The sequence below is a fragment of the Nonlabens agnitus genome, assembly GCF_002994045.1.
GTDB classification, from domain to species: domain Bacteria; phylum Bacteroidota; class Bacteroidia; order Flavobacteriales; family Flavobacteriaceae; genus Nonlabens; species Nonlabens agnitus.
In genome coordinates this window covers 738828-762170 of the sequence record NZ_MQUC01000003.1, presented here as the reverse complement: position 1 = coordinate 762170, position 23343 = coordinate 738828, and the positions used below count along the sequence as shown (strand labels likewise).

Here is a 23343-nt window from a genome sequence, read left to right as displayed (position 1 = left end):
TGATCTTGGTATCTATTAGGCTCACAAAACCTTTCCCATCTGTTTCACTTTCCTTTTCAAAACCGCAGGTCTTACTGAAGAATATCCCAATATCAAACCTGTCATTTTGGCTTTGGAGATGTAACATTTGCTTAATGAAAAGGCTGTGATCTCAAGGTCTCCTAATTTTCTGATCATTTCTTGCTCTTCCTCGACGGTTGTTGATTCTTTAAATAACGCGAGCACATGAAAACTAGAGAATGGAGTTGGTTGGATGTACATGGAAGTACAATGCTCCTCAAATTCACTTTTAAATAGTTGGAATCTCGCTTTCGCGAAAGCGATACTCTTCTCAATGTGTTGATACAAGTAGTTTCTCTCTATAAACTGATTCATCACGATCTGAATGGATGGCGAGACAAATCTATGCGAGTGCTCCTGAAGAGCTTCTACTGCTTTGATGAGATACTGAGGCACAATCATATACCCCAATCGTATAGAAGGATGCAGTAGCCTGTTGAAAGTCCCCATATATATTGTACGATCCTCATTATCCAGACTGAAAATTGTTGGAATGCCATCGCTAGAATTTGCAATTTCATTTTCATAATCATTCTCGATGATCAGAGCTTTGTTTTTGGAAGCCCATATAAGCAGTTCTTGCCTTCTCTTAAGGCTCATTCGAACTCCTAATGGATAATGATTGGAAGGAGTTACGTGAACCAACTTAGCCGACTTATTTTTAGAACGACTCAATTCTTTAATATCGATACCTTCCTCGTCCAGACCTACTGGAATAAGTTGCGCCTCACTACTTTTAAAAACTGAATGGACATTAGGGAATACAGGGTCTTCTAGAATTACCTTGTCCCCTTTATTGATCAAGGTATTCGCTATCAAGTATAGTGATTGTAATGATCCAGAAACAATAACAATTTGATTGGGATCACATTTTACACTTCGACTTACATTAAGATAATTACTGATGCTCTTCTTAAGTTCCAAGATTCCTGCGGATTGTGAATAGGTCAATCCAGAAGATTTGATATGACGCCAGTATGCATTCAAAAGCTTTTTCCATTGATTAACAGGAAACGCGTCTAAAGGTGGCAAGCCAGGACGGAAAGCCACATCGTTGGTAGGTAGTCTATTGATTAATTTAATATTCTTTAGGTAAGACTGACTTTTAAGAGACAGTTCTGGATAGCCGCTGCCATCAGTATTATTTGTGGGTGACTTAGGACTTGATGTAGATTCGCTCTTGTAACGGACACGATTGCCAGAACCTGCTTTAGAGACTATGAGTTTTTCTAGCAACAACAACTCATAGGCTTTCAAAACCGTTGTACGAGACAATCCCAAAGCAACCGAAAGAGTTCGCGTGGGTGGCATGAGCCAGTGATCCGGTAGTTCTCTATTGTGAATGCTGGCTTTTATAGCTTTGTAGAGTAAAGTGTATTTTGCAAGTTCCTCTTTATCTTCTTGATATTGAAATTGTTTGATGATACGTTGGATTGCAAAGTCATGATTGGTACTCATTTTTTGTCGTAATTGGTATCTTAAATATAGACCTATTTACTCGTAGTTTTCAAGTTGGAACTAATAAGTCCCTTTTAAAATGAAAAATGCTTTACGATTCTTGTACGTTGCCTTATGCAGCAGCTTTCTATTTCTTTCTTGCAGTGACCCAGATAATGTAGTATCTCAAGAGAATGAAACCCTAGAAGCTGGTAGCGGCTTCTATAGGTACAATTATCAAGATGCTGGAACTTCAAGGGAAATGAAAGTGTATTATCATATCCCGATGGATGTAAGTCCTTCAACCCAAATTTTATTTGTTTTCCATGGAGGTGGCAGGAATGCTAGAGATTATAGAAATGCTATGGTGAGCAAGTCTGATCGATATTCATTTATCGTCATAGCGCCAGAGTTCTCAACGGCCAATTTTCCAGGAGGTGATGGATATAATCTAGGGAATGTTTTTAGCGATGGTGACAACCCAACACCAGAAAGCCTCAATCCAGAAAACGAATGGGCGTTTTCCATTATCGAGCCCTTATTTGATGATTTCAAGGAAAAGCTTGATAACACGAGTAGCACTTATGATGTCTATGGCCATTCTGCTGGTGGGCAATTCGCTCATAGGTTGCTCATGTTTCAACCAGACCTAAGAATGGACCAAATGGTAGCATCAGCTTCTGGTTGGTACACAGTTCCAAATAATCAGGTTTCATTTCCATATGGGTTTGCAGATTCTCCCTTGAATAGTATTTCAATATCTAGTTTGCTTTCGCGAAAGCTAACTATTCAAGTAGGTGCCAATGATAATGATCCCAATGCTTCTAGTTTAAGGCGTAATGCCGAGGCAGATGCTCAAGGGACAAACCGAAAAGATCGTGCAGAATACTTTTTTGAGTACGCTGAAGATCTGGCGGCTAGGAATAATGTGATATTCAACTGGAGGTTTGTTATTCAGCCAAATGCAGATCATGATTATATATTAGCTTCACAAAATGCAGCTGATTTGCTATATCAATAGATAAAAAAAGAGGATGACAAAAAAGAAAATCGGGTTACTATTAGGACCGTTATTGTTTGTATTGATTCGCTGGTTTTTTCGACCAGAAGGAATGAGTGACGAGGCTAATGCTGTACTTGCCTCTACTGCCTGGATTGCCAGCTGGTGGATTACTGAGGCTGTGCCTATTGCTGTAACTGCTTTTTTACCCATTATTCTCTTCCCATTAACGGGCGGATTATCACTCTCTGAAACTACAGAATCCTACGGTCACAAATATATTTTTCTTTTTATTGGTGGTTTTATTCTAGCCATTGCCATTGAACGGTGGGATTTGCATAAACGCATAGCCCTTAATATAATAAAAGTCGTAGGTACGAATGTCAACAAAATCATTCTAGGTTTCATGATTGCAACAGCTTTCTTATCCATGTGGATTTCCAATACGGCTACGGCTGTGATGATCCTACCGGTAGGAATAGCCATCGTTGTTCAATTGCAGGACAATCCATTGACTAAAAAGAATGAGACGCTCATTTTTGGAAAAGCATTGATGCTTGCAATCGCTTATAGTGCATCCATTGGAGGTATGGCTACACTAATAGGGACACCTCCTAATCTAGTGTTAGCTGGTGTCGTAGAAAGTACTTTTAATACTGAAATATCATTTTCTCAGTGGTTTCTGTTTGGTTTTCCTTTAAGTATCATCTTGCTGTTTATCTGTTGGGTTTATTTGACAAGATTTGCTTTCAAATTTGAGCAGAAGCAATTTCCTGGAGGTAGAAAAGAGATCGATCTTCAATTGAAATCACTAGGCAAAATGTCGTATGAGGAAAAGATGATTGCCATAGTTTTCTCATTAACCGCAATTGCATGGATTTGTAGGTCCTTTTTATTACAGCAATGGCTACCTGCTATTGATGATACGATTATAGCCATTGCCGGTGCGTTTCTGATGTTTTTGATCCCAAGTAAAAAGACTAAAGAGCCTTTATTGAGTTGGGAAGATGCCGTAAGGTTGCCTTGGGGAATATTGATTCTTTTTGGCGGTGGTATGGCTCTCGCATTAGGTTTTGAAACAAGCGGACTCGCTGTATGGATAGGGAATAAATTGACATCACTAGAAGGGGTTTCTATTTTCCTTTTAATTCTATTCCTTATCGCCTCCGTTAATTTTCTTACAGAAATTACATCTAACATGGCGACCACAGCAATGCTTCTTCCTATAGTAGTTACTCTAGCTGCAATTCTAGAAATAGACCCATATATACTTCTTGTGAGTGTTACTGTGGCCGCTTCATGTGCATTTATGTTACCCGTTGCGACTCCACCTAACGCCGTGGTCTTTGGATCAGGTTACCTTTCTATTGAGGACATGGTAAAAAAAGGGGTTTGGATGAACTTGGTTTCCATTGGTGTGTTGACTTTGTTTGTTTATTATGTGTTGCCTTGGTTGTGGGGTTTATCTTAATATCATTTAAGGACTACTTCTACGGTCAGTTTTGACCCATAATTTATAAATAATGTACACCTATTCTCCACCTGATTGTGTAGAAGACCAGTAATATCAAAACATTGAATATTCTGCATCGGCAAATAAACAGATGGAATTTGTAGAACAAAGTTTCTCTAAGACAGGACATCATCCAGTCTATGTTGGTGATTTTAGAAATTGATGGAGATGAATTACTAATGCATTCTGCTTTTGCAAGTTTCGCTTTCGCGAAAGCGAACTTCTCAACGACCATTCATCAACTTTTTGCTCTAATAGTGAGTCCATCAGCAGAATTATGAATACAATAACCATGCAGATGCGGTAGCTATGGCCTTAGGCAGTATTTTTAGGGTATGATCACCTCTATTCCAAAGACGATATGACCAATAAAGCCATTTACATTACCACAATGGAACCGCACAGCGGGAAATCTATTGTCTCACTAGGCTTAATGCAGCTGTTGCTGGGCAAAACACCCAAGGTTGGCTACTTCAGGCCCATAATAGACGATTTTGCGGCTGGCGAGATGGACAATCACATCAAGACAGTTATCACTTACTTCAATCTAGATCTCAAATTTGAAGATGCGTATGCCTTCACGCGCAGTGAAGTCATAAGAATGCGCAATCTGGATCTGGAAGATGGGATTCTGGGCGGTATCATAGAAAAATACAAGGCTATCGAGCATAGCTATGATTATGTGCTTATAGAAGGTACTAGTTTTACGGGCGAAGGTTCTTTGATCGAATTTGACATTAACGTCGCTATTGCTAGAAATCTAGGCGTACCCGCCATAATTCTTGCCAGTGGTACTGGAAAATCACTTAATGATTTGACCGGCAGCTTGCGGATTGCTTATGATACTTTTAAAGATAAGGGTGTCGAGGTACTTTCTGCCATTGCCAACAAAGTAGCACCAGAAAATATTGAGGCGGTGATTGGAGATCTTAAAAGAAAGCTGCCATCTCAGGTTATTGTGAATGCCATACCGCTCAATCCTATTTTGGCAAATCCATCTATTAAAGAGATCGTGGATGTGCTGGATGCGACGGTGCTTTTTGGCAAGGACTATCTCAATAATCAGGCTGGTTATTATAGCGTCGGTGCTATGCAGCTGCGCAACTATCTCACGCACCTCAAATCCAATGGGCTGGTCATAACACCTGGCGATCGTGCCGATATTATTCTGGGTGCGCTGCAGGCAAACATCTCGGCAAACTATCCGTCTATTTCTGGAATTGTTTTGACCGGTGGTTTGATTCCTGAAAAGTCTATTATCAAATTGATTGAAGGTTTGAGTGCCGTGGTTCCTATCATCTCTGTTCAAGGCGGCACCTTCAACGTGACCAATCAAATAGGGAACATCAAATCACAGATCTATGCAGAAAACACGCAAAAGATCACGGCATCCATCAAAGATTTTGAAAAGCATGTTGATGTTGATGCTTTGGTAGAGCGATTGATCACTTTCAAAACCGATGCGATCACACCCAGAATGTTTCAGTTTAACCTATTACAAAAGGCCAAAAAACATAAAAAACACATCGTCCTACCAGAAGGAACGGACGAGCGCATCTTGCGAGCTACGAAACAACTTATCGATATTGACGCGGTAGATATCACGCTTTTGGGCGATCCTAAACAAATTGCAGATAAGGTTACTCGCCTTGACTTAGGGCTGGATTTAAGTAAAATACAAGTGATTGATCCAGTGAATAGTGATGATTTTTCCGCTTTCGCGAAAGCGCTATACGAATTAAGAAAGCACAAGAATGTCAATCTTGCGATGGCCAAAGATTTGATGGAAGACGTCTCCTATTACGGCACCATGATGGTCTATCAAGGAAAGGCAGACGGAATGGTATCTGGTGCGGTACACACCACACAGCACACCATCTTGCCAGCGTTGCAGTTTATCAAAACCAAGCCTGATGCATCCATCGTGTCATCCGTATTTTTTATGTGCCTGGAAGATCGAGTATCCGTTTACGGCGACTGTGCCATCAATCCTAACCCAACTGCAGAGCAGCTGGCCGAAATCGCTATTTCATCGGCAGCGACAAGTCGGGCATTCAACATCGATCCTAAAATTGCGATGCTCTCCTACTCTAGCGGTACCTCTGGCGTGGGCGAAGATGTAGAGCGTGTACGCAAAGCAACGCAACTTGTAAAAGAATTACGACCTGACTTAAAAGTAGAAGGACCTATACAGTATGATGCAGCGGTAGATATGAAAGTAGGTAAAAGCAAAATGCCAGACAGCGAGGTTGCTGGACAGGCTAACGTCTTTATTTTTCCAGATTTGAATACTGGTAACAATACGTATAAGGCGGTTCAAAGAGAAACGAAAGCACTCGCCATAGGACCAATCATTCAAGGACTGAATAAACCAGTCAATGATTTAAGTCGTGGCTGCACGGTAGATGATATTTTCAATACGGTAGTCGTGACTGCAATACAGTCACAGGAAGATTTTTAAAATAGAGCTATGAATATATTGGTGATCAACGCTGGAAGTTCTTCAATCAAATTTCAATTACTGGAATTACCTGCAGAACGTGTGGTGTGTTCTGGAATGGTAGAGCGTATAGGCGCAGTGGATGCGATTTTGACCTATGAAACTAGTGAATCGCAACACTCAGAGACGACCTCTATCCCTAATCATCATGATGGTCTGCAAAGAATTTTAAGGCTTTTATTAGATCCAGACAAAGGCGTGGTGAAGGATATTAGTGATATTGACGCAGTAGGACATCGTGTAGTGCATGGCGGTAAGGAATATTCAGACACCACACTTATTACCCAGCAAGTCAAAGAAAAAATAGCGGAGCTTTCTGCGTTGGCACCTCTACACAATCCACATAATTTGGAAGGTATAATAGTGGCCGAAAAGCTTTTCCCTGATGCGGCACAGATTGCAGTTTTTGATACCGCTTTTCATCAGAGCATCCCTGTAAAGGCAGCTAAATATGCATTACCCGCTGAACTTTTTGAAAAGCATGATGTCCAGGTATATGGGTTCCACGGCACTAGTCACAAATATGTCAGTGAAAAAGCGATACAGCATTTAGGAACTAAGTCTGGAAAAGTCATTTCCATCCATCTAGGCAATGGCTGTAGCATGACGGCCATAGAAAACGGAAAAAGTATAGATACCAGTCTTGGATTTGCGCCATCTAACGGCTTGATTATGGGATCACGCAGTGGCGATGTAGATCACGCGATTATTTTTCATTTGGTCAACAAATTAGGTTATCACTTGAGTGATGTGGAGCGCATGATCAGTAAAGAAAGTGGTATGCTAGGATTGACAGGCTACTCAGACTTACGAGACATTCAACGTGCGGCAGAAAATGGTGATCAAAATTGCCAGCTGGCATTAGAAATGAACGCCTACCGCATCAAAAAATACATAGGTAGCTACGCGGCTATTTTGAACGGATTAGACGCAATTATTTTCACGGCAGGAATTGGAGAGAATTCAAGTTTGCTGCGCCAGATGGTTTGTACAAATCTTGACTTTCTTGGAGTTGAACTGGATCGAAATAAAAACGATCAACGATCTAATGACTTACGAGAAATTCAGTCTGCAGAGTCAAAAGTCAAAATTCTAGTCGTTCCTACCAATGAAGAATTGGAAATCGCAAAGCAAGCGCATCAGCTAATGATGAAGCGCACAATTTAGTAGGCAGTGATTAATTTTAATCATGGTCCACAGATTCAAGAGCCAATTCGAACTGATTTATTTTAGAAGATAAGTAGCTAATTGCAGGAAAAATTATTGAAAAAATTGAAACGAGAACGAAGTATTAAGTTGGTTTAATACTCATGAAGAAAACCTAAGCAATATAAACCTCCATGAACTTAGCTCCATTTGAAGTGAAATGGGTCGTATTTGCTGTAGCCGGCAATAAAATGGTTTCACCGGTTTGAACTGTTTCCGTATATCCATTGATGGTTACTTTAGAATTTCCTTCTACACACATCAAGATTACAAAAGAATCGAGATTTGAGTACTCACGATCAAATTGGTGACGCACTTCAAAGATATTGGTAGTGAAATAATTACACTCAACGACGTTAGCAATATCATTTGCTTTTACCTCAAAGTCCTTTTTGCTCTCTTCTTCAAACTCTTTGGTAGATTTCACAGACTGATCTAAATGCAATTCTCTTTTACAACCACTGCTATCGGTACGATCCCAGTCATAAACACGGTAAGTGATATCTGATGTTTGTTGGATTTCTGCAGCTACTACTCCGGCACCTATGGCATGAACTTTTCCTGCAGGAATGAAATAGGCGTCACCCTTACGCACTCTATTACTTTCAAAAACATCATATACATTCTCTCTACCAACGGTTCTCAGTATTTCGGTATTGGCTGTCTTGTCTTTCATTCCCACGATGATTTCAGCTTCTTCTTCGTGATCCATGATGTACCACATCTCTGTTTTACCAAATGACCCGTGATCTTTCTTTGCTATAATGTCGTCTGGATGTACTTGTATGGAGAGGTTTTCTTTAGCATCCAGGAATTTGATAAGTAAAGGGAACTCATCACCAAATCGCTCGTAATTCTTAGAACCTACAAAATCTTTGTTATAGGTTTTCAACATTTCCACCAACGACCGTCCTTTGTAGTCACCATTTTTCACAACAGAAATATTTCCCTCGACGCCAGATATTTCCCAGCTCTCACCTACATTATCTTTATCAGTATTCTTGTGAAGTACATCTCGCAGTTTAGAACCGCCCCAAATTTTTTCTTGTAAAATTGGCTCAAATTTGATAGGATAAATATTCATGGTGATATGATTTTAAGATGATTGGAATTAAGCTGCAGTTCTTTGCGTAGATAGGGTTGGTGCTGCTATTGTAAAATCGTGATCCACAACCACAGGGTTTCCTGTATTAGTAACTGCATAGTTCAACCAGATTTGAGTGAGGTTGAATGGGATTTTCAAAGCGTCTTTCATTCCTAATTTTGAGTCGTCCACATGAACCCATCTCATTAATGGTTGTTCAACAATCTGTTTCATGACCTTTTCCTTTCCTAGGTATTTTTTTAACCTTAGGAAAATCTCAACATCAAACAACCATCTGCTCAAAAAGCTTTTACCATATACAAAAGGCACGATCTCTCTTTTGAAAACCTTTGCACCGCATTGCGTGTCTCTAATAGGAAGTCCTAAGATCATTCCTATAAACTGCTTGATGAATTTTGAGAGGAGATTACGCATAAGATCACGTTTAATTCCTGCACCAGTTCCCATGTTTCTGGATCCAAAAACCATGAGCTTTTCATCTCGATGCAAGGTTTTTACCAGGTCCTTAAAATCTCTAAAGTCTGTTGATAAATCTGCATCGATAAATCCTATAGAAGTGATCTCTGGAATACCATACATATATTGAGATCCAGATCTTACGGCAGCGGCCTTACCCGCATTTTTCTTGATATCTACAATGCTGATGTTGTATGGAGACTTCCACTGCATCTTTTCAAGAATGTCATTAGTATTGTCAATACTACCATCGTTGACAAAGCACAAATGATAATCTTGATGAGAAATGGCAAAGTCCACGAACGCCTGTTGGTCGATTCTATTCGCTTCGTTATAACACGGTATGATGATTCCAGTTTTCATAATATTTGAGATTAAATTCATGACAAACTTAGAGCTGGTAAGGGCTGTGAGCTGTTGGTTTTCGGTCAATGGAGCATTTGTGTAGATGGAAACCGCTTATCGATAGTTAGAGCAGATTTTAAAACCTTTATCTTCGAATTGACGAAACTCATACCACACGAGTGAATCAAAATGAAAGCATCGACTACCAATAAATATCTGATTGTAGCCATTCTAGTGGGCCTGGTTTTTCATGGCACATCCATGTTCTTTACCCTAGAGAAGACTTATGATGCGCTCATTCACCTATTTTTTGCAAACCACTATGCGACCAGTTGGTTCGAGCCATGGAACTACAGTTGGTACACAGGCTTTACCGTTATGGGTTATCCACCGCTGGTCCATCAAGCTATAGGTGCACTATCGTTAATTGGCGGATTGAAGTTTGGGATGTTTACAGTGGCCTTGATCGCTATAGTGTTATTTATCACGGGTGTGTATCGATTTACTCAGGTATTGATTCCCAATAAAAAGGTGGCTGGCTATGCGGCGCTTCTCGCTGTGTTTTCATCATCTTTTGTAGAGACACTGCACATCTTCGGGCAGTTGCCTAGTATCATAGGGATTTCCATTTTGATGCACGCCATGCCAGAGATCTATTTATGGATCAAAACTGCTCGCTATAAGCACCTTTTTAAAGCCTTGGCGCTGCTGGCAGTTACGGTGACTTCTCATCATGTGACACCCATTTTTGGAATGGCTTTCTTCATTTTTCCTTTAATAGGTATGGCGGTGATGGATGCTACAAGGGAAAAGGTAAATAGCAATAAAGAGGTGACCTTTTTCGCTTTCGCGAAAGCGTTATGGCAGCACCTCAAGCGCATTATCCTTTTTGGGGTGTGTTCCTTAGTATTGATTGTGGGCTGCATCCTGCCGTACTGGATCAACACCAAAAACAATCCAATTACACAGGTTCCTATTCCACATGGGTCTCGTGACAATTTTCTTGAGGTGACCTCTTCAGGACTGGTATTTTTTGTAATTCCATGGGGACTTTTACTCATCCTATTACCCTATTTCTTTTACAGGTATTACAGCAAGCGATTATTGTTCTTTGGCTTCTCATTTACCTTGCTCGCTGTACTTGGAACTGGCGGTACCACGCCTATTCCTTTGAAGATATTGGGTGAGAATGCTTTTAATATTCTTACTCTCGATCGTTTTACTTTATGGGCATCCATCATGGCCTTGCCAGCTTTTGGCGAATTTTGCTTCCGGTTTGTAGAAGGTGATTATAAAGAGTATCTGCAGGACAAATGGGGCAGCCTTGCCCACAGATTATCTGGCGGATTGCTTGCCAGCTTATTTATATTCCTAGCCATTTTTACGATTACCCTTGGAAAGTTCCGACCCAGCCAGCCTGATGAAATCAACATGCTGCCTATCGTCAACTTTTTGAATGAAGACGATCATGACATGTGGCGTTATTTGCCCTTGGGATTTGGCGATCAAATGGCATGGCTGTCTGCGCAAACCAAAGCAACCACCGTAGACGGCGATTATCATAGTGCGAGACGTTTACCAGAACTTACCTCACGAGCCGTAGAGAGACTTGAAAACTCAAAATACCGTGGGATTGAAGGTATAGGTTCGCTCCAGCAATTTCTTACCGTACCAGAAAAGTATCACTTGAAGTATGTGTTTTCCAATGATAAATTCTACGATCCACTACTCTACTTTACGGGTTGGCATCGACTGAGTTTATTGGAAAACGGAATCATGGTTTGGGAAAAAGCAGGAATCGCACCACTGCCCAGTATTTTGCCTAAAGACAATGTGCCGCTTTTTCAAAAGATCCTTTGGGGAACCATTCCTTTTCTAACCATCATCGTGGCCTTGCTATTGCACCTAAGATCGATGTGGACACGTTCTTTTAAGAGTGGCCCGGAAGAATTGCCAGCCTACATGCATTTTGCTCCAGTGTACAGAAGAATTCCAAAACTTCTATACGGGATTTCCTTGATATGGTTTGTGATCGTGACGGTCTGTGTTGCTATAGGCATGTATATTTTTTACTTGAAAAACTCCACCCAAATCAGTGCAGAGAACGTCGTACTCGCGTATTACGACGCACTGGATTTCAAGGAGTTTGAACGCGCACATTCGTATCTGGATCCTAAAGCAGATAAATCCATCTCTCAGTTTATGCTCGAGATTTCGGTATCAGATGGTCTATTGAGCTCCTATGCCAAGCTGGATGAGATTGACATTGATATTACTGCAAAAACGGACAGTACCGCTACAGGCTTTGTAAAAGCCAATTGGGTCACGCCGCTCAAGATTATTGATACTCGAGACACTTTAGATCTAGAAAAGATCAAAAGTAAATGGTACATCAAACCTAAACCTATCGATCCAGATGTGCCACCAGAACAACTGGTTATACAGAGCAACACACAGTTTTACAACCATGGAAAGCGTAAGATCACATCAGAGCAAACCTATCATGAGGATGTGCTCAAACAACCTGTGGTAGAAGTCTTGACGGCAAAAATGGTAGTAGTTGATGGTGAATATGCCATCATAGGCGAGATTCAAAATGTGGACAATGTCCCGGCAGATATTTCAGTTACAGGAACATTGTATGACATTGATAACAACCCATTAGCAAAGTTCAATGCAAAAGATGTCATCAAACATAAATTACTGCCTAAAGAAACGACGCCGTATCGTGTCAATTTTGAAGATATCGCTTGGGCTGGCGATCAAGCCCAAAAGCCAGCTTCTTACGATCCCACAACATTCACAAAAATAGACCTGAGCGACACGCCGGTTAATTTTGAAGTTCAAGTCGTAGCTAACGTAGCCACTACCGATTTATACCAAGCGGTGGCCACATCGCAAGTAGAGCAAAATAAAAACCTTATCAATGGTTTTCTATTTAATCCTAGCATAGAAGCAGCTACGATCCCGCAGTTGTTGATCAGTTATTACAATCAGAATCAAGAATTGGTTTGGGTCGAATCCATTTATATTGATGAAAGTGTACGCCAGCAGCGCAAGCGTAAATTTCAAATTGATATTTCTAAAATCGCATTGCCAAGACTATTGTCAACCAGCCTGCAAAATGTTTCTGTCAATGGATTGCCTAATCAGAGCATCTCAGATAAAGTGGTTCCTAATCGCAATGACATTGGCCTTACAAATCGATTGATTCCAGTAAAAAATATGCCGTTTGGTTATATTTCCATTACACCTAATAGTTACATAGGAAATCCCGAATGAGAAAGCTGCACGTCTATATAGGTCTGTTTTTGCTGCTTATCTTGAGCGGCATAGGCATATCATGGAATACCATGACTGCGGTGATTTCTCCATCACAGGAAAATGAGCAAATCCAGATTCAAGAACCGAAAGATCAAGAAGTACATGCTAGCGGAATTTCAATATCAGTTTTAGGTGCAGTATCTGTGCAAAAAGAGAATTTTAAACTCATTGTTTCTGGAACCTACGGCAGCACTATTTCAAGACCCGAAAAGAAGGATGATAAATGGTTTTTCCAAATTCCACCTAGCATATCCAAACGCGCTGGTGTCGTTCAATGGGATTTGGTTTTAGAGGATCTCATCATTCAGAAAGGCGAATTCCAATTATTGCCCGATACTAAAAATCTGTGTGCATTGGAAAACTATTTAGGACCTCGCAGCATCGTGGCAAACGTGAGAGATTACACCATGCTAGTCGCCATTCCAACAGATTCACTGGACAATATGCTGCCCGACGATACGCAAGTTTTCCTAAAACACCAGTTCAAAAACAAAATAAACACCACTCCATTTGCCTTGGAAAAAGGTTTTGCGTGGCAGCGTATTCCTTCGCCACTTTCTACTGGTAGAATTAGTACAGGCAGCACGCTGGACCAGATTTCTTCAACTGAATTGGTTGCCGATGTTTTTCCAGATGTTGCGGTAGATTTTCAACTATCGCTGGATCAAAATCATTCCTATGCAGACGGCAACGAGATTTCCACCTTCAAAACGTCCCAAATCACAGACGAGCACGGCAACGTGATGACTGATGGAACGCTGGTCAAATTTTTCATGAGCGATGCTAACGGTTCCCAGTGGCAAACCATGGCGAGTACGATTAATGGGTACGCTTTTGCGAAAGCGATACATCCACAAACACCTACCACATGGACGGTTAAGGCCTTAATTCAAGGCATCGCCGAAAGTCCAGACCTCATCGTCACTTTCAAATCCATTATCGACGACATACCTGTGGAAATGCAAAATAATGACACTATAGTGGTGGGACCGCTCACAAGCTATTTAGGCCAGATCATTCCCGATGGTATTCAAGTAACGATTGATTTTCAAGGAGAAACACAAATCCTTTTTACCGAAAAAGGAATGGCGACCATCACTTTTGAAAGCGCCATCAATGAGAATGCAGAGATGACCATCGCCACGCTGGGCTTGACCAAAACTTCTAAAATAGGATCCTTTGAAAAAGAATAAGACCTTGTATCGCATATTGATCGTGGCTGCTTTTCTGGTACTATTTGCTGGAATCCTATTCGGTATTAGTCAATTGTTGGCCTATTTGAATACGGGCGCAGATCGTTCTACCATGCTGCATCTGGATCTGGAACGAGAAAATTATTATGTGCCTGAGGTGCTTTGGGAATCCATTGAAAACCCAGGAAGACCACTAGAGCCCGCAAATCAGGAAAAAATAGAGCAGGATTATCTCGACGCTTGGTATGTGAAAAATCAGGCGCTATTCACCGGTGATGATGCTGGAATTTATGACCATTATACCAAAAGCGCCAGAGCCAAAGTACGCGAACTCATTTCTTACAATGCAAGCGAAGATATTAGTATTGAATCCACTACCTTAAGTCATCATCTCACGCTTGACTTTTACAGTGCCGACGGTACGTTAGCGGTGTTAACTGATCGTAATGTGCGTGGTGTAGAGCAACTCTATAAAAATGACGAGTTTGTTCTCCAACGAGAATTCAATAATGATTACCGAATCGTTCTACTGTTGGAAGACGGTTTCTGGAGAGTGCGGCATTTTGAATTGTTGCAAACTCATCCTATCAAAGAAAATAAGCCCGTAATTTCAAGTGAGATCAAAAATCTGGCTGGATTAAATTATTACCCACAAGACAGTCCTTGGGACACTTTTGGAGAAAACTTTGATGCCGCACAAATCGCCGCCGATTTTAAAATTATTCAAGACTTACAACTGAATACCATCCGAATTTTCCTGAGCTATGAGGATTTCAAAATCAGTGAAAATTCCAATGAGAAAATGGAAAAGCTTACAAATTTGTTAGATCAAGCAGATAAAGCCGATTTAGAAGTGATGGTCACTTTATTTGACTTTTACGGTGATTATGGAATCCAAGACTGGACTTTGACTAATGCCTACCTTAAAAATATCGTGGATCACATGAAAGATCATCCAGCCGTGTATGCCTGGGACATTAAAAATGAACCTGATCTGGATTATGATTCTCGAGAAAAACGCAAGGTGAATGCCTGGCTCTCACAGACGATCACGAGATTGAAGGAACTAGACTCCATACATCCTGTAACCATAGGCTGGTCAACTGCTGCAGCGGCTGTGGAACTAGAAGATCAAGTAGATCTGGTTTCTTATCACTATTATCAAGATCTGGAAGATTTGTCTGCAACGCATCAAGAACTCAAATCAAAAACCAAAAAACCTATCGTTTTACAAGAAATAGGCTGGTCCAGCTATCATGGCTTGTGGAATCCATTTGGGATGGACGAAGAAGATCAAGCGGAGAAATACACTGAGTTTTTTACAACGCAAAAGAGAGACAGCATCAACTATCTCTCTTGGACTTTATATGATTTTCAAGAAGTTCCTTCTAGCGTTGCGGGTTCACGACCTTGGCGACGCAACAAGCAAAAATATTTTGGACTTATTGATGTCGATGGTGAGAAGAAGCCGAGCTACAGTGCTTTTTTGAAAAAGTAACCTTAAGCAGCTACTGGGAAATCAGCATCTACTGTTGCAGGTTGACTTTTAAAAGCATCGATATACATTTTAGTAATGACCGACATAGGCATTGCGGTGGCTGCTTCATAATTCACCTTGGCAACGTGATTTCTATATTCTGTATCAAGTACAAATCTCTTGATGGATAGGGCTAGAGAGTCCACATTGGATGGTAAAAACAATTCTGCCATATAGCCTTCATCTTCCATGAGTGTGCTTAGGTCACCTAAATCTGGCATGACGACTGCCTTGCCATAACTTCCTGCCTGGTGCAATACTCCAGAACTTCCTGTGGTAGATGTATAGGGAAACACCACCATGGCACTTTCTCTAAAGATCACGGGAACCTCTTCTTCTTCCACATAACTGGTAAAAGTCAATTGTGGTACGTGGCTGTATTTCTTCTTCATGCTTTCTAGATATCCAGGAACATTAGGATTATCAGTTCCAGCAATCACAATTTCTAAATCACGGCCTGTAGATTTACGTACTTTTTCTACTGCTTCAATCATCACTTCTACTTTCTTGTAGGTACCAAATTTTCCAAAAGTCATGATCTTCATAGGGCCTTCTGGCAAACTATAATCCGGTTCTGCTGGGATTTCAAACGTACCATGAGGTATTAAGATACAATTGTCTGCCGCATATTTCTCTTCCAATATGTCCACATACTTTTGTATCGTTACAGCTACTTGATCTGCTTGCAGCACTACTCTAGTGAGCGTTTCGCCTATGAAGTTAAAAAATTTGGACTTCCATTTGTTTTCGGTAAAACCTGCACTGCTCAAGTCTACGGCTTCCATTATGTTGTGAAGCAGCACGATGGTTTTTACTTTCATTAGTTTAGTTACCCATGGAGAAAACAAGCCTAATGCAGCTGGAATCTTTTTATCCCCAAATTTCATGAATTGCAGATTGTATAAAACAGCATCAGGTTGGGTAGCTTTAACGGCCTTGGAGATGGAAAGCACATTAAATATACCGTTGAATTTCCAGCATTGCTTGACCGTAATCTTGCATCCATCTTCTTCAAAAGCAAGATCTGCAGCTTCTGGAGTGGTGTCAGTAAGCAATACGAGTTCGGTGACTTCTTCTTGCTGGCGGAAATGCTTTACCAAATGATACGCATATTCATTTAAGGTAACTTTACTAGGTGGATAAGCGGTAACTATTGCGAGTTTCATAATTCGGTTATTTTGAGGATATGGTATTGGATGGTGTTTAGGCGGCTTGATAATAGTTGGCTGGGCTGTTTATTTCTTGGTACAGTTGCTTGACGTTACGGTCTGGTGATCCAAAAAAGATCAACGATCTATCAATGGAAAGGCTGTCCTTAATCTGCTGCAAAAGAAACAGTAGTGAAGCCTGTCCGTGACCTACTTGGCATACATTGACCACAAGTCGGTTTTCAAATTTTAGAGCCGCTGTAAAATAGTTTTTCAGCTCGGTCAATCTGTTGGCGGTTACTTCACCTTTGATGCAGATGACTCCTTCGATGTTTTTGATTTCTAGTGCCATAATAGTTGAATTTAAAAGTGGAATTAGATGATGATTTCTTGTTTGACAGTACAAATATGGGGTGACGCTTTCGCGAAAGCGAACTAAAAACGACCGACGAACAACTAGTGTAGACGAATGGTAGATTCCAGCCGATTAGCACTTTTCGCATACTTCTGGTGCATCATAAAATAGCCCAACTGTATCACCAGCAAACCAGACATGACGAGCACTTGAGCAATGGTCACTTGAAATAAGGAATCATGAAATAGGCTGATGGCATAGACCTGTACCAGTCCAAAAATGCCCGCAATGATCACCGGCTTGTATTTATCTAGGGAAAGGAAATAGTAGGCAAAGATGTTGGAGATGGCAAAAAAGGAAGTCGCAAGTGCATACCAGCCCAGCAAGGGCGCGATACTCAAATACTGCTCGCCAAATAATAGGGTCACCGCAAATTCAGGAACGATAAACGTGAAGCTCACAATCATGGCAGACAAGGCCGTGATGTAACCTACATATTTTTTCAAAACGGGAATGGGATCTTCACCGCGTTTGCGCAAATCGATGACCGCTGGCAGCAAGAGCATCACAAACATCCAGGTAACGAAATACACCACGCGACCAATTAACGCCAGTGAAGAATACAAACCTGCATCATAGGAATCAAAATAATGTTTTACCATCAAGATATCGCTATTGTTACAGACAATTTGCGTGAGCTCATAAAAGGCTGTGAGCAGGAAGAATCTAAGAATACTTTTCTTCTCTGCTGCAGACAGATCCACTTTTAAAAAGGAAGCACGACGCACCTTCTTGAATGGAAACAAACCTGCAATAAATGAAACACCTATGGCAATGGAAACGATAATCGCTGGACTAACAGGAAGAATGGAAAGAAGTATAAACGTTAATCCCAGTCGCCAGAACATCTCAAACTGATAGGTAATAGACAATTCCACAAAGGATTGATCGCCCTGCAGCTTCCCACGATTCACGCTCATAATAAAATAGAGCGGCACGGCCGCACCAAAAATGGTAAACATCAAACTGGATTCGGTTTGAAAAAGGCTCTGCAATTCTGGAGCAAAAATCACGACCGCAGCACCCAGCACCAGTCCGAACATAAGCGCATACTTGTAGGCCTGCTGGATAAAGCTGTTTTGGTTCCTGCTGTGCAGTTCTACCATATACTTTGCGACGGTAAGCTGGAAGGTCATGGCCACAAAGGACAGCACCAGCAGTAAGGTGATAAGAATCACGGCATCTGCAAAGGCGCGTGGTCCCAAGAATCTACCCAGCAACAGGTTGTAGGCATAATTCCCAACATTCACGACAAAGGCACTCGCCATGAAGATTTGCTGTGGTGTTAATGTTCTTTTGAGTTTGAGGATGATGGCAGTCATGGAAGTAGTTTTTTAGGCGATGGTTAAAAAAAGAAGTGGTGCTTCTTCTTTTCTATAGACCACTTGTAGGCGGCAGTCTTTAGTAAGCTTTTTAGTCTGGTGTACGACTTTCAAGTGTGTTGCAGAGTGTATGATGGTCATTTGCATAGCGATATGTTTAAGATTACTGGTGCAAATATGTGGACGCTTCCTTGCTGGCAGGATCAGATTTCGATGAGCAGGAATTTGCTGTAGATGAATGGCGCAGATCGCTCTTTAAACCTGTGACGAAGGATTATGGGTTTTCAATGGCTTCATATCCATGTTTTACAGGCCAGTGTTAGCATCATTTTTATGCCTATGAATCAGCTGGCTGCCTGTGGACAGTTCTCAGGTTCCTTGAATGGACCATAAGTGTAGACGAGTGGTATTTTGCTGCCGATTGATGCGCTGCAAACTGGCTCTACCTTGCTACTGTAAAATAAGGAACATGAGATTAGTTAGTTTTTTAGTGATCGCCTTCATCGCAAGCTTTGGTTTTTCGCAAGACATGAAAACCGGTTTCCAGTTTTTGGAACAAGGCAACTATATCAAGGCTCGGGACTTTTTTGAAGAAGTGCTGCAGGAATATCCAGATAATAAGACCGCGCGTCTTTGTTATGGAAGAGCCTTGGGTTTGAGTGGTAAAACAGTAGAAGCAAAAAGCTTGTTTATCGAGCTGCAAAAGGATTACCCAACCGACTTTGAAGTAGCGCTCAACTATGCCGAATCCCTATTATGGAACAAAGATTTCACAGAAGCTGAAAGCGTTTATGAAGATCTGGTACGGCAAGATTCCACGAGTTTCCCAGCCATATTGGGTTATGCGAACACCTTATCCAATCTCAAGAAATACGACAATGCCTTAATCTACGTCAACAACGCGCTGGATCTACAACCAGAAAATCAAAACGCTGCCATCTCTAAAAAGTACATGCAACTGGGCAAGGCGTCCCAGCAAATCACTAATGAGCAAGTGGATGATGCGATCATCACACTTGAAAGTAACTTGAAGCTGTTCCCTAAAGATGCAGACACCCAGAATGCGTTGGCCAATGCCTATATCGCTCAAAAGAATTACGACCAGGCAGCCACGACTTACGGTCTCATGGCAGATAGTTTGAGCCTTTTGACCGGTCAATCGCTGGTCGCTCATTTGCTTAAAAAAGATAAACTCGCCTTGCAGTATGCTGTTGAAGGTTCCGCTTTCGCGAAAGCGAAATTCCAACAAGATTCCGTGCAACATAAAGAAACCTTGCTAGCAGCTAACGAACGTTATATTCAGGCCTTGATTTGGAACAACAAGTACCCAGAAGCCAGAGAAGTCATCGCCACGACCGAAGCAGCTTGCGGCGTGAGCAACAGACTGGATGCCTTGAAAGCAACCTTGGGAATGTACACGGGAACTTTTGCCAAAAGCATCTCCTATTACAGAGCCATTCTTGAAAAAGACAGCACCTCATTTGACGGAAACCTAGGTATCGCCAATGCCTACAGAGCGCAAGGAAATCTAGATCTCGCAAGAGATTACGCCTTGAAAACACTGGACTTTTATCCCAATCAGCCAGATGCGCGTGCCTTACTGGCAGCATTGAAAAATGGGCTAGCTCCTGTGGTAAATACCGTAGGATCCTATACCAGTGATAATGGTAACAACGAGGCTTATGCCGCAGGAATAAATGCAGTAATTCCGTTTTCTGACCGATTCAGATCTGTTTTTAATTACTCGTACAGAACTACAGAAAATACCGGTAACGGTTCCATGGCATACAATACCAATGCCTCTGTTGGCGCGCACTATCGCGTTCACAACAATACTTGGGTAGAAAGCACGCTGGGATTTGTAAAGGCCAACGCCGACCAAAATGATTATACAGATGTCAATGGATCTGTCTTTGTAAAGTCCAGACCATGGGCGCTGCAATACCTTGAAGTAGGCTACAGTCGCGAGCTTCAAAACTTTAATGCAGATTTGATTGACGAGAAAATCTTTATGAACAACTACTCGCTTAATTATAATATGGGCACCAACATCAACCTGGGCTGGTACACGGGTTTGATGCACACCCAACAAACGGATAGCAACTCGAGAAACCTATTATTTACATCCTTGTATTACACTTTTACCAAATCTCCAGCATTAAAAGGTGGCGTGAACTACCAGTACTTGAGTTATAAGGATCAGGTGCCGACACTCTACTTTAGCCCATCAAAATACCAAGCGGTAGAGGTTTTTGCAGACTTAAGCGGTACAAATGGAAATTGGACCTACAGCGCCAATGCCGCTGGCGGTTACCAATTTATCGAGGACCAAAAAGCCACCACCTTGTACCGCTTAGAAGGTAATTTAAGCTATGCGATAAGCGAGCGCTTTCAAGCTGGTGCTTATGGAAAGTACAGCAACACGGCCAGTGCTACTGCAGCTGGTTTTGAATTCATGGAGTTAGGCGTCAAGTTGAGATGGCAAATCCTAGAAGGCCCTTTATTCCAATTCTAAGAAATTCGTTCCCTAAGACGTTCCTGCCCAATTTATATTCGTAGTTTGATTACTGATGATTTTTTATTTAAATTATCTTTACGAATAAGGTCAAAAAGGTTGATTCAGATATGGAGGACAATACGTATATAAGTGCGGATGGGGTTTATTATGAGGGAATTATCAGAGATATAAAACGTTCCAAAACATCCTTACAACCAATTTATGAAGCATTTACCAACTCATTGGAGGCCATTCGTATAAAGGCAAATGATGATGAAACCTTTCAAGGACAAATTTTAATCAAAATTTATTCCACTCAAAACATCGATCAAACTTTTAGTTTTTCAAGATTATTGATTATTGATAACGGTATTGGTTTTAATGATAAAGAGTTCAAACGGTTCAATACGTATAAAGATTTTACCAAAGGCTTCAAAAACCTTGGATCTGGAAGGATACAATTCACTCATTATTTTGACACTACAACAGTCAAAAGTGTCTATAAAGCTGAGGGTGGATTTCGAGAAAGAGAATTCATCGTTTCAAAGAAAAAAGAATTTCTCGATAATAACGCGATTACATATCACAAACAAGATATCGGAAGTAGTTTTCAAACATCCGGCTCAACAATTATATTCGAAGGTCTTTTAGATCCAACGAGAAATATTTACCACAAACTTAATGATGCAAGTTTGAAGGATGCACTTCTAAGAAGATACATTCAATATTTTTGTTTGAATAAGAACGATTTACCAGACATATCTATTGAACACTTTGTTTTCAATGAAAAAATAAGTTCTTCATCAATTACAAATAAAGATTTACCCGAAATAGACAAAACTACAGAGGTTAACGTAAATTATTCAAAAATATCGGATGACGCCTTTACTATTGTAGAAACCGATAATCACGAGGTTTTCACTATTAATTCTTATAAACTCAATAAGGACTTGTTGAAGTATAACGAATTAAAGTTGACTAGTAAGGATGAATTAATCGAAAATTTTGAAATTGAATTACAATCTCTGGCCAAAGATGAAGTTATTGAAAATAGTCACTTCTTGTTTCTTGTCTCTAGTGATTATCTTGATTCAATAGATACAAATGAACGTGGCGAATTTGAGATACCGGATAACGAGATTTTTTCTGGCGAGCCAGATATCTTTCAAAATGATGAGGTAATAATACTTGACTTATTGGTAATGAAGTTAAATGAGTCTATTTATCATTTATATCCACAAATAGAAAGAATTCAAGAAAAGCGGGAATTAGATCTGAAGAAATTGAAAGAAATGTTTTTATTGCCAGATCACTTAGACCCATCACTCGAAATCTCAATAAATGATTCAGATAAAAAGATTTTAGAAAAATTTTATACTTCTGAGGCGATAAAAAAAGCTGAATTAGATTCAACTATAAAAGAAAGTATCGAAAGGTTAAATGATTTGGACACTACATCGGATGATTTTTCAGAAACTTTAGAAGAGGAAATTGATAAAATAGTTGAAGTAATTCCACAACAAAATAAAGTTGAACTAACACATTACGTAGCTCGTAGAAAACTTGTTCTCGAACTATTCACTTTAATTATTGAAAAAAACCTTTCAATCCAAAAATCTGGAAACCGTAATAAAGATGAAGCTTTATTACATAATCTAATATTTCAGCAAAAAACTACCACACCTGATAAGAGTGATTTATGGATTATAAATGAAGATTTCATTTACTTTCATGGAATTTCTGAATTTAAACTATCTGAAATAAAATATAAAGGAGAGAATATTATAAGGAATGATTTGTCTGATCAAGAGTTAAAATATCTTGATTCTTTAGGAGAAAAGAGGCTTGACAAACGCCCAGATGTTTTATTATTTCCACAAGAAGAAAAATGTATAATTATAGAGTTCAAAAATCCAGATGTGAGTGTTGCTGCTCATTTAAATCAAATTAATAATTATGCAACACTTCTTAGAAATTTTGCCAAACCAGAATTAAGACTAACTACGTTTTACGGTTACTTAATAGGAGAAAAGATCGAAGCAAATGACGTACGCGCTTATGATGCAGACTTTAAATTTGCGTACAATTTTGACTATTTGTTTAGGCCGCAAAAAACTATTGCTGGAATGTTTGCTAACGAGGGAAAAGACGGATCGCTTTATACGGAAGTTTTAAAATACTCAACGCTTTTAGAAAGAGCCAAAAAACGAAATAATATTTTCATAAAAAAACTGACCGATCGGTCTCTGGATTGAAGGAATACCCTTCTTACATTTATGAAATAA

17 protein-coding genes are annotated in these 23343 nt (G+C 40.3%); 10 read left to right on the top strand and 7 right to left on the bottom strand.

The window, feature by feature from the left end; genetic code table 11:
• Positions 1-21: 21 nt before the first annotated feature.
• Entirely contained in the window at positions 22-1518 is a 1497-nt protein-coding gene (gene pdxR / locus BST86_RS03650; RefSeq protein ID WP_105982075.1) for a MocR-like pyridoxine biosynthesis transcription factor PdxR, read from the bottom strand.
• 79 nt (positions 1519-1597) lie between these two features.
• On the opposite strand from pdxR, the gene BST86_RS03645 reads away from it, so the two are divergent.
• From BST86_RS03645 to BST86_RS03630, 5 genes are all read left to right on the top strand, one after another.
• Complete coding sequence (locus BST86_RS03645; RefSeq protein ID WP_105982074.1) at positions 1598-2518, top strand: alpha/beta hydrolase family protein; 921 nt, start codon at positions 1598-1600, stop codon at positions 2516-2518.
• 13 nt (positions 2519-2531) lie between these two features.
• Entirely contained in the window at positions 2532-3968 is a 1437-nt protein-coding gene (locus tag BST86_RS03640) for an SLC13 family permease (protein WP_105982073.1), read from the top strand.
• Between the two features lie 182 nt (positions 3969-4150).
• Positions 4151-4291: a hypothetical protein gene (locus tag BST86_RS14860; RefSeq protein WP_172443307.1), complete on the top strand. Its 141-nt coding sequence runs from the start codon at positions 4151-4153 to the stop codon at positions 4289-4291.
• An 80-nt stretch (positions 4292-4371) separates the two neighbouring features.
• On the top strand, positions 4372-6471 hold the full coding sequence (pta, locus tag BST86_RS03635) for a phosphate acetyltransferase (protein WP_105982072.1): 2100 nt from the start codon (positions 4372-4374) through the stop codon (positions 6469-6471).
• A 9-nt stretch (positions 6472-6480) separates the two neighbouring features.
• The gene (locus tag BST86_RS03630) at positions 6481-7677 is read left to right on the top strand and encodes an acetate/propionate family kinase (protein ID WP_105982071.1); all 1197 of its coding nucleotides are present in this window, start codon (positions 6481-6483) and stop codon (positions 7675-7677) included.
• A gap of 154 nt (positions 7678-7831) precedes the next feature.
• Here BST86_RS03630 and BST86_RS03625 read toward each other — a convergent pair whose 3' ends face one another.
• Positions 7832-8800 (bottom strand): type I phosphomannose isomerase catalytic subunit, encoded by a 969-nt coding sequence (locus BST86_RS03625; RefSeq protein WP_105982070.1) that lies wholly within the window; start codon positions 8798-8800, stop codon positions 7832-7834.
• 27 nt (positions 8801-8827) lie between these two features.
• Positions 8828-9640 carry a dolichyl-phosphate beta-glucosyltransferase gene (locus tag BST86_RS03620; RefSeq protein ID WP_105982069.1) on the bottom strand — a complete coding sequence of 271 codons (813 nt, stop codon included), beginning with the start codon at positions 9638-9640 and terminating at the stop codon, positions 8828-8830.
• 171 nt (positions 9641-9811) lie between these two features.
• On the opposite strand from BST86_RS03620, the gene BST86_RS03615 reads away from it, so the two are divergent.
• From BST86_RS03615 to BST86_RS03605, 3 genes are read left to right on the top strand one after another with little or no spacing between them, the layout of a single operon-like run.
• A complete protein-coding gene (locus tag BST86_RS03615) occupies positions 9812-12904 on the top strand; it encodes a hypothetical protein (RefSeq protein WP_105982068.1) in 3093 nt (1030 codons plus the stop codon).
• On the top strand, positions 12901-14139 hold the full coding sequence (locus BST86_RS03610; protein ID WP_105982067.1) for a hypothetical protein: 1239 nt from the start codon (positions 12901-12903) through the stop codon (positions 14137-14139). The genes BST86_RS03615 and BST86_RS03610 overlap by 4 nt, the downstream gene beginning before the upstream one ends.
• Positions 14126-15637 (top strand): glycoside hydrolase family 2 TIM barrel-domain containing protein, encoded by a 1512-nt coding sequence (locus tag BST86_RS03605; RefSeq protein WP_105982066.1) that lies wholly within the window; start codon positions 14126-14128, stop codon positions 15635-15637. The genes BST86_RS03610 and BST86_RS03605 overlap by 14 nt, the downstream gene beginning before the upstream one ends.
• Positions 15638-15639: 2 nt before the next feature.
• On the opposite strand, the gene BST86_RS03600 is transcribed toward BST86_RS03605, so the two are convergent.
• The 4 genes from BST86_RS03600 to BST86_RS15065 form a co-directional block, all read right to left on the bottom strand.
• Positions 15640-16842, bottom strand: coding sequence for a glycosyltransferase (locus BST86_RS03600; protein ID WP_105982065.1), 1203 nt, complete (start codon positions 16840-16842; stop codon positions 15640-15642).
• Between the two features lie 37 nt (positions 16843-16879).
• Positions 16880-17176: a hypothetical protein gene (locus BST86_RS03595; RefSeq protein WP_105982064.1), complete on the bottom strand. Its 297-nt coding sequence runs from the start codon at positions 17174-17176 to the stop codon at positions 16880-16882.
• A 104-nt stretch (positions 17177-17280) separates the two neighbouring features.
• Positions 17281-18561, bottom strand: a complete 1281-nt coding sequence (locus tag BST86_RS03590; protein WP_105982063.1) for an oligosaccharide flippase family protein — start codon at positions 18559-18561, stop codon at positions 17281-17283.
• Positions 18562-18573: 12 nt separating this feature from the next.
• Positions 18574-18708 (bottom strand): hypothetical protein, encoded by a 135-nt coding sequence (locus BST86_RS15065; RefSeq protein WP_262497909.1) that lies wholly within the window; start codon positions 18706-18708, stop codon positions 18574-18576.
• A 322-nt stretch (positions 18709-19030) separates the two neighbouring features.
• Here BST86_RS15065 and BST86_RS03585 point away from each other — a divergent pair, with 322 nt between their 5' ends.
• The gene (locus BST86_RS03585; RefSeq protein ID WP_105982062.1) at positions 19031-21076 is read left to right on the top strand and encodes a tetratricopeptide repeat protein; all 2046 of its coding nucleotides are present in this window, start codon (positions 19031-19033) and stop codon (positions 21074-21076) included.
• 110 nt (positions 21077-21186) lie between these two features.
• Entirely contained in the window at positions 21187-23313 is a 2127-nt protein-coding gene (locus tag BST86_RS03580) for an ATP-binding protein (protein ID WP_105982061.1), read from the top strand.
• Positions 23314-23343 lie beyond the last annotated feature (30 nt).

What these genes read in the sequence shown, in the direction of transcription:
- BST86_RS03640 (WP_105982073.1), top strand. Translation starts at nt 2,532, where the DNA reads ATGACAAAAAAGAAAATCGGGTTACTATTAGGACCGTTATTGTTTGTA.
- BST86_RS03645 (WP_105982074.1), top strand. Translation starts at nt 1,598, where the DNA reads ATGAAAAATGCTTTACGATTCTTGTACGTTGCCTTATGCAGCAGCTTT.
- BST86_RS03595 (WP_105982064.1), bottom strand. Translation starts at nt 17,176, where the DNA reads ATGGCACTAGAAATCAAAAACATCGAAGGAGTCATCTGCATCAAAGGT.
- BST86_RS03585 (WP_105982062.1), top strand. Translation starts at nt 19,031, where the DNA reads ATGAGATTAGTTAGTTTTTTAGTGATCGCCTTCATCGCAAGCTTTGGT.
- BST86_RS03590 (WP_105982063.1), bottom strand. Translation starts at nt 18,561, where the DNA reads ATGACTGCCATCATCCTCAAACTCAAAAGAACATTAACACCACAGCAA.
- BST86_RS03615 (WP_105982068.1), top strand. Translation starts at nt 9,812, where the DNA reads ATGAAAGCATCGACTACCAATAAATATCTGATTGTAGCCATTCTAGTG.
- BST86_RS03580 (WP_105982061.1), top strand. Translation starts at nt 21,187, where the DNA reads ATGGAGGACAATACGTATATAAGTGCGGATGGGGTTTATTATGAGGGA.
- BST86_RS03610 (WP_105982067.1), top strand. Translation starts at nt 12,901, where the DNA reads ATGAGAAAGCTGCACGTCTATATAGGTCTGTTTTTGCTGCTTATCTTG.
- BST86_RS03630 (WP_105982071.1), top strand. Translation starts at nt 6,481, where the DNA reads ATGAATATATTGGTGATCAACGCTGGAAGTTCTTCAATCAAATTTCAA.
- BST86_RS03620 (WP_105982069.1), bottom strand. Translation starts at nt 9,640, where the DNA reads ATGAAAACTGGAATCATCATACCGTGTTATAACGAAGCGAATAGAATC.
- BST86_RS03600 (WP_105982065.1), bottom strand. Translation starts at nt 16,842, where the DNA reads ATGAAACTCGCAATAGTTACCGCTTATCCACCTAGTAAAGTTACCTTA.
- BST86_RS14860 (WP_172443307.1), top strand. Translation starts at nt 4,151, where the DNA reads ATGTTGGTGATTTTAGAAATTGATGGAGATGAATTACTAATGCATTCT.
- pta (WP_105982072.1), top strand. Translation starts at nt 4,372, where the DNA reads ATGACCAATAAAGCCATTTACATTACCACAATGGAACCGCACAGCGGG.
- BST86_RS03625 (WP_105982070.1), bottom strand. Translation starts at nt 8,800, where the DNA reads ATGAATATTTATCCTATCAAATTTGAGCCAATTTTACAAGAAAAAATT.
- pdxR (WP_105982075.1), bottom strand. Translation starts at nt 1,518, where the DNA reads ATGAGTACCAATCATGACTTTGCAATCCAACGTATCATCAAACAATTT.
- BST86_RS15065 (WP_262497909.1), bottom strand. Translation starts at nt 18,708, where the DNA reads ATGCAAATGACCATCATACACTCTGCAACACACTTGAAAGTCGTACAC.